This is a genomic window from Phreatobacter sp. (assembly GCF_052440005.1).
GTDB lineage: Bacteria > Pseudomonadota > Alphaproteobacteria > Rhizobiales > Phreatobacteraceae > Phreatobacter.
Window position 1 is genome coordinate 1 of the sequence record NZ_JBQVQL010000145.1, and the last position, 6374, is coordinate 6374.

Here is a 6374-nt window from a genome sequence, read left to right on the forward strand (position 1 = left end):
GGCCGGAGCGGGGCCGGCTCGGGGCGGGCCGGCGGCATGTCGAGATTCATCGGCCGGGACGGAGTGGGCTCGCCGGCCGCCTGACGCGCGGTCTCGCGCAGCGAGGGCCGGGTCTGCGGCATGGGCGGATCCGGCTCGACATAGGTCGGGGCGGGGGCCGCCTCGCGCAGGGAGGAGGCCTGGACCGGCATGCCGCGGACGATGGAGGTCTCCACCACCACGTCGGTCGGGCCGCCGAGCAGGAGCAGGTGCTCCACGTTGTCGCGGCGGATGAGCACCAGCTTGCGGCGCTGGTCGACGTCCGCATAATCGAGGACGGCCAGGCGCGGCTGGCGGCCGCGACCGCCGGAGCCGATGCCCAGACCCCGGCCACGGATCAGGCGGAAGATCCACGCGGTCAGCCCGATCAGCACCAGGACCGCCGCGAAGGCGACGATGAAGGTGGCTGCCAGGGGGGCGTTGGGACCGAGCAGATTGGTGAGAAAGTTCATCGAGACCGATCCCATGGCATGGCGCACGCCCGCCCGGAGAGCGCGCATTAAATCTATGTTGAGGTTAACAGACCCGGCAAGCCTTGCCGACTTCGACCTCGCGGGATGGTTAACCCGGCGGGGCAGAGGTTGAAAGTCCCTTAACAGTTAACCGGTCGTTAACCATGTGCCCGGCATCCTTTGCCTATCGACGGGGCGCGGGGGATTCCATGGCGACGAGCGACGTGCCGATCTTCTCCATGCTCCGCAACCGGATGCGCTGGCATCAGGACCGGCAGAAACTACTGGCCGAAAATGTCGCCAATGCGGATACGCCGGGCTACCGGGCGCGGGACCTGAGGGCCCCGACCTTCGAATCGATGGCGCGCGGCACGGCCGTCGCCTCGGCCGGCGCCAGCATCGGGGCAGGGCCCATGCGCACCGACCCCCGCCACATCCAGACCTCGGGCAGCCAGACGACGCGCTTAGACGTGCGCCGCGACACGGGTCTCGTCACCACGCCCGCCGGCAACCGCGTCAACCTCGAGGACGAGATGCTCAAGGTCTCGCAGAACCAGATGGACTACCAGGCGGTCGCCGGCCTCTACCAGCGCTCCCTCGGTCTGATCCGCACCGCCATCGGCAAGAAGGGTTGAGACGCACCATGTCCACCGACTTCCTCAAGTCCATCCGCATCGCCGCCGGCGGCATGCGCGCCCAGGCCGGGCGCATGCGCATCACGGCCGAGAACATCGCCAATTCGAGTTCGACGGCCGAGACGCCGGGCGGCGACCCCTACCGCCGCAAGATCCCGACGTTCCGCACCACCTTCGACCGCGAGCTGCAGGCGACGACGGTGCAGCTCGGTCCGGTGCGCCAGCAGCAGGGCGAGTTCCGCACCCGCTTCGACCCGCAGCATCCGGCGGCCGACGCCCGCGGCTACGTGAAGGTGCCCAACGTCAACTCGCTGGTGGAAAGCCTCGACATGCGCGAGGCCCAGCGCAGCTACGAGGCCAACCTCAACGTGGTCACCTCCACGCGCCGCATGATCCAGCGCACGATCGAACTCCTGAGAGCCTGATCCCGATGTCGTCCTCGTCCATCGCCGCAAACGCCTATGCGACGGCCGCCCGGCTGTTCTCGCCCGCCGCCGGGGCCACCCGCGCCGCCGGCCAGGGCGGAGGCTTCGGCGAGATGCTGCGCAGCGCCGTGCAGAATCTCGACCAGACCGCCCGCACCACCGACCAGCGCAGCCAGGCCATGGCCGCAGGCCGCGCCGACCTCATCGACGTGGTGACCGCGGTCGCGGAGACCGAGGTCGCCATCGAATCCCTCGTGGCCGTGCGCGACAAGGTCGTGCAGTCCTACGAGGAAATCATGCGCATGCAGATCTAGGACCAAGACCATGAGCCCCGCTGATGTTCTCGACGTCGCCCGCGACGGCATTCTCACCATCATCCTGGTCTCTGCGCCCCTGATGGTGGTCGGCCTCGTCGTCGGCGTCGCCGTGTCGCTGGTCCAGGCCCTGACCCAGATCCAAGAGCAGACGCTGGTCTTCGTGCCGAAGATCCTCGCCATCTTCGCGACCCTCATCCTCGCGCTCCCCTTCATGGGCGACATGATGAACGGGGTCACGGGGCGCATCATGGCGAAAGTGGTCTCGGGCGAGTGAATCAGCTTTGATCGGCGGCGTCTGCCCCGCCGCATCGGCCGAGCTCCAGGAGGGGCGCCCCGCGTGACCGTCCCGATCACCCCGGAGATCATGGTCGTCTTCCTGCTCGTCTTCGCGCGGGTCGGAACCATGATGGCGCTGATGCCGGGGCTCGGTGAGCGATCGCTTCCCATGCGGGTCAGGCTCGGCATCGCGCTTCTCCTGACCCTCGTCCTCTTCCCGCTGCACCGGCCGCTCTACGAGATCGACCTCACCCGCCCGGGCGGCGTCCTCATGGTGCTGTTCATGGAGATGGCGGTCGGCTTCACCCTCGGCATGGCGGCACGCATCGCGGTCTCGGCGCTGCTGACGGCGGGCGTCGTCATCGCCCAGGCCATGGGCATCGGCTTCGCCATGCAGGTGGACCCGACGCAGGGCCAGCAGGGCGCCGTCATCGGCACCTTCCTGTCGCTGATCGGCGTGGCGCTGGTCTTCGCCACCGACCTGCATCACCTCATCATCGCGGCGATTTCCGACAGCTTCACCATCATCCGCCCGGGTCTGCTGCCGGCCTCGGGCGATGCGGCGCAGTTCCTCACCATGGTGATGGCGCGCTCCTTCCTCATCGCCATCCAGCTCTCGGCGCCGTTCCTCGTCTTCGCGCTGGTGTTCAACATCGGCCTCGGCGTGCTGTCGAAGCTCATGCCGCAGATGCAGGTCTTCTTCATCGCCATGCCGGTGACCATCGGCGTCGGCTTCTTCATCCTCCTCCTCGTCCTGTCGGTGATGATGTCCCACTACATGGGCAGCCTCGAAGCGATCCTGGGCGAGATCGCCGTCAACCGGAGATAGCCGGTGGCAGAGGGCGGCGACGACAAGGACCAGAAGACACACGACCCCACACAGAAGAAGCTCGACGACGCGCTGAAGAAGGGCGACGTCGCCAAGAGCCAGGATCTGGTCTCGTGGTTCCTGCTGTTCATCTCGACCCTCATCGTCGCCACCATGGCCGCGGGCTCGGCGGGCGGGCTCGCGGTGCCGCTGAAGAACCTCATCGCAAATGCCGATCTCGTCAGCGTCGACCGCTCGGCAGGCATGCAGCTGATGATCTCGCTGATCCTCGCCATCGTGGTGGCGGTGGGCCTGCCGTTCCTCGGCCTCTTCGTCGCCGGCATCGCGGCCAATCTCGTCCAGCACCGGCTGGTCTTCTCAGGGGAAAGCCTGAAGCCGAAGTTCTCCAAGATCTCGCCGCTCGCCGGCGCCAAGCGCATCTTCGGCCCCGACGCGCTGGTGAACTTCCTCAAGGGCCTCGCCAAGATCACCCTGGTCGGCGTCGTCATCTTCACCGTGCTCTGGCCGCAGCGCAGCACCATCGACAGCCTCGTGCGGATGGACGTGGAGATGCTCCTGCCGCACACATTCTCGATCGTCATGAGCGTGCTGATCGCGGTGGTGGCGATCATGGCGATCATCGCGGTGGCCGACTACGTCTACCAGTATCAGCGCTGGTACACCCGGCAGAAGATGTCGATCCAGGAGCTCAAGGAGGAGTTCAAGCAGTCGGACGGCAATCCCGAGATCAAGGGCAAGATCAAGCAGCTGCGCCGCGAGCGCTCGCGCAAGCGCATGATGGCCAACGTCCCCACCGCCACCGTGGTCGTCACCAACCCGACCCACTTCGCCGTGGCGCTGAAATACGAACCGGGCATGGTGGCCCCGGTCTGCGTCGCCAAGGGCATGGACCTGATCGCCCTGAAGATCCGCGAGCTCGCGACCGCCAGCGACGTGCCGATCGTGGAAAACGTGCCGCTCGCCCGCGCCCTCCACGCCAGCGTCGAGGTCGACCAGCCGATCCAGGAGGAGCATTTCCGCGCCGTGGCCGAGGTGATCGGCTACGTCATGCGGCTGAAGGGCACGATGCGCTAGCCCCGGTGCCGGAATTGCACGCCCGTGGTGCCTCCGCCCTTGCCTCCCGGGCGGCGACGCGGCACGACTAGATTGCGAGAATCGGCGTCGGATTCTCGTTTGACCCTGACCAACGGCTCTTCCCCGCCATGGCCTTCGCCGAAAAGAACATCCGCGCCGACCATGCCTCCCCGGCCGTGCCGGTGACGCGGCGGTCGGTCGACCGCTCCGAACAGTCCGGCTCGACCGCCATGGTGCTGGTCGTCGCCGTCGTGCTCGTCGGCGCGGCGCTGTTCTTCCTGATGATCGGCCGCGACAACGCCTATCCCTACGTCATCGGGCTTCTCGCCACGCTGGCGGTCTGCGGCGTCTTCTCGCTCTTCGCCTATGCCTCGGGCATCCTGCGCTTTGCCAGCGAGGACAACCGCAACGATTTCACCAAGGCGATGGTGGACAGCGCCAGCGAGGCGGTGGTGGTCAGCGACCCCTCGGGCCGCGTGCTCTACGCCAACCCGGCCTATCTCGGCCTGACCGGCGCTGCGGGCGAGGAAGACGTCAGGGCGGTGGAGCGGGCCTTCACCGGTGCTCCGGAGGTTTCGGAAGCGATCTACCGCCTGTCGCAGGCCGCCCGCGAGGGCCGCCGCCACCAGGAGGAGGTGCGCCGCGCCGAGGCGGACGACGCCCGCTGGCTGCGCCTCAAGGTGCGGCCGATGACGGGGGAGGGCGCCTCACGCATCCGCGGCGGCGGCCGTGCCAGCGTCTGGACGGTGGAGGACATCACCCGCGACCGGCAGAGCGCGGAGAGCGCCTTCGAGACGCTGCAGAAGGCCATCGACTTTCTCGACCACGCCCCCGCCGGTTTCTTCTCCATGGAGCCGACCGGCGAGATCGCCTACATGAACGCCACCCTCGCGGGCTGGCTCGACCATGACCTCACCGAGGTCGGCCCCGGGGGCCTTGCCCTCGCCGACATCCTCGCAGCCGACGCCGCGGCCCTTCTCCGGACGATCCCCGCCAAGCCCAGCGAGGTGACCACCGCCACCTTCGATCTCGACCTGAAGCGCCGCTCCGGTGAGGCGCTGCCGGTGCGCCTGCTGCACAAGGTCGCCTTCTCCGCCGATGGCACGCCCGGCGCCTCCCGCACCCTCGTCATCAACCGGGCGCGTACCGGCGACAGCGGCGACAGCCTCCGGGCCGCCGAGGTGCGCTTCGCCCGCTTCTTCAACTCCTCGCCGCTCGCCATCGCCACCGTCGACCGCGAGGGCCATGTGGGCCGCGCCAATCCGATCTTCGCCCGCATGCTGGCCGACGTCGCCCCGACCACCGAGGCGGGACCGCGCTCCATCCTGTCGCTGGTCAAGGAGAGTTCGCGCCCGGCCCTGACCCAGGCCATCGGCGAGGCGGCCGCCGGCAAGGGCGATCTCGCCGCCGTGGACGGAGCGCTGCAGGGCAATGCCAACCGCTTCTGCCATTTCTTCGTGGCGCCGGTGGACGACCCCGAGCAGCCGGGCGAAGCGGCCATCGTCTATGCGGTGGAGACGACCGAGCTGCGCCAGCTGCAGGAGCAGTTCGCCCAGTCGCAGAAGATGAACGCCGTGGGCCAGCTCGCCGGCGGCGTCGCCCACGACTTCAACAACGTGCTGCAGGCCATCATCGGCCATGCCGACCTGCTGCTGATGGACCACAAGCCGGCGGACCCGTCGTTCAACGACGTCATGCAGATCAAGCAGAACGCCAACCGCGCCGCGAGCCTGGTGCGCCAGCTGCTGGCCTTCTCGCGCAAGCAGACGCTGCGCCCGCAGGTGGTCCAGCTCGGCGACGTGCTGTCGGACCTCTCCATGCTGCTGCGCCGGTCGCTCGGCGAGCGCGTCGGGCTCGACATGATCCACGGCCGCGACCTCTGGCCGGTGCGCGCCGACGTCACCCAGCTCGAACAGGTGATCCTCAACCTCGCGGTCAACGCCCGTGACGCGATGCCCGACGGCGGCAAGCTGACCATCCGCACCGCCAATGTCGCGGCGGCCGACATCACCCGCCATCGCTCCAAGGACGACCCGGTGGACATGCCGGAGAGCGACGCGGTGATGATCGAGGTGACCGACACCGGCACCGGCATCCCCGACGAGATCAAGCAGAAGATCTTCGACCCGTTCTTCTCCACCAAGGAGGTGGGCAAGGGCACGGGCCTCGGCCTGTCAACCGTCTACGGCATCGTCAAGCAGTCCGGCGGCTATGTCTTCGTCGACAGCGAGGTCGGCCGCGGCACGGTCTTCCGCGTGTTCCTGCCGCGCCATGCGGAGAGCGCCGAGCCGGCGGCCCCCGAGCCGGCCGTCGCCGCCGCCGAGGCG

General features: G+C 68.4%; 7 protein-coding genes and 1 pseudogene. 7 read left to right on the top strand and 1 reads right to left on the bottom strand.

The features are described from left to right. Positions 1-491: pseudogene (locus ACT6XY_RS21870) on the bottom strand (hypothetical protein); the annotation flags it as partial. Positions 492-700: 209 nt separating this feature from the next. On the opposite strand from ACT6XY_RS21870, the gene flgB reads away from it, so the two are divergent. From flgB to ACT6XY_RS21905, 7 genes are all read left to right on the top strand, one after another. After that, complete coding sequence (gene flgB / locus ACT6XY_RS21875; RefSeq protein ID WP_444750421.1) at positions 701-1126, top strand: flagellar basal body rod protein FlgB; 426 nt, start codon at positions 701-703, stop codon at positions 1124-1126. A gap of 8 nt (positions 1127-1134) precedes the next feature. Continuing rightward, a complete protein-coding gene (gene flgC, locus ACT6XY_RS21880) occupies positions 1135-1551 on the top strand; it encodes a flagellar basal body rod protein FlgC (RefSeq protein ID WP_106748798.1) in 417 nt (138 codons plus the stop codon). A 5-nt stretch (positions 1552-1556) separates the two neighbouring features. Further along, the gene (fliE, locus tag ACT6XY_RS21885) at positions 1557-1865 is read left to right on the top strand and encodes a flagellar hook-basal body complex protein FliE (RefSeq protein WP_444750422.1); all 309 of its coding nucleotides are present in this window, start codon (positions 1557-1559) and stop codon (positions 1863-1865) included. A gap of 10 nt (positions 1866-1875) precedes the next feature. Next, positions 1876-2142, top strand: a complete 267-nt coding sequence (gene fliQ / locus ACT6XY_RS21890; RefSeq protein ID WP_444750423.1) for a flagellar biosynthesis protein FliQ — start codon at positions 1876-1878, stop codon at positions 2140-2142. A gap of 90 nt (positions 2143-2232) precedes the next feature. Beyond that, positions 2233-2973, top strand: a complete 741-nt coding sequence (gene fliR, locus ACT6XY_RS21895) for a flagellar biosynthetic protein FliR (protein ID WP_444750426.1) — start codon at positions 2233-2235, stop codon at positions 2971-2973. A gap of 3 nt (positions 2974-2976) precedes the next feature. Then, a complete protein-coding gene (gene flhB, locus ACT6XY_RS21900) occupies positions 2977-4047 on the top strand; it encodes a flagellar biosynthesis protein FlhB (protein ID WP_444750424.1) in 1071 nt (356 codons plus the stop codon). Between the two features lie 128 nt (positions 4048-4175). Then, positions 4176-6374 (top strand): PAS domain-containing sensor histidine kinase (locus ACT6XY_RS21905; RefSeq protein ID WP_444750425.1); only part of this gene is annotated, 2199 nt, incomplete at its 3' end.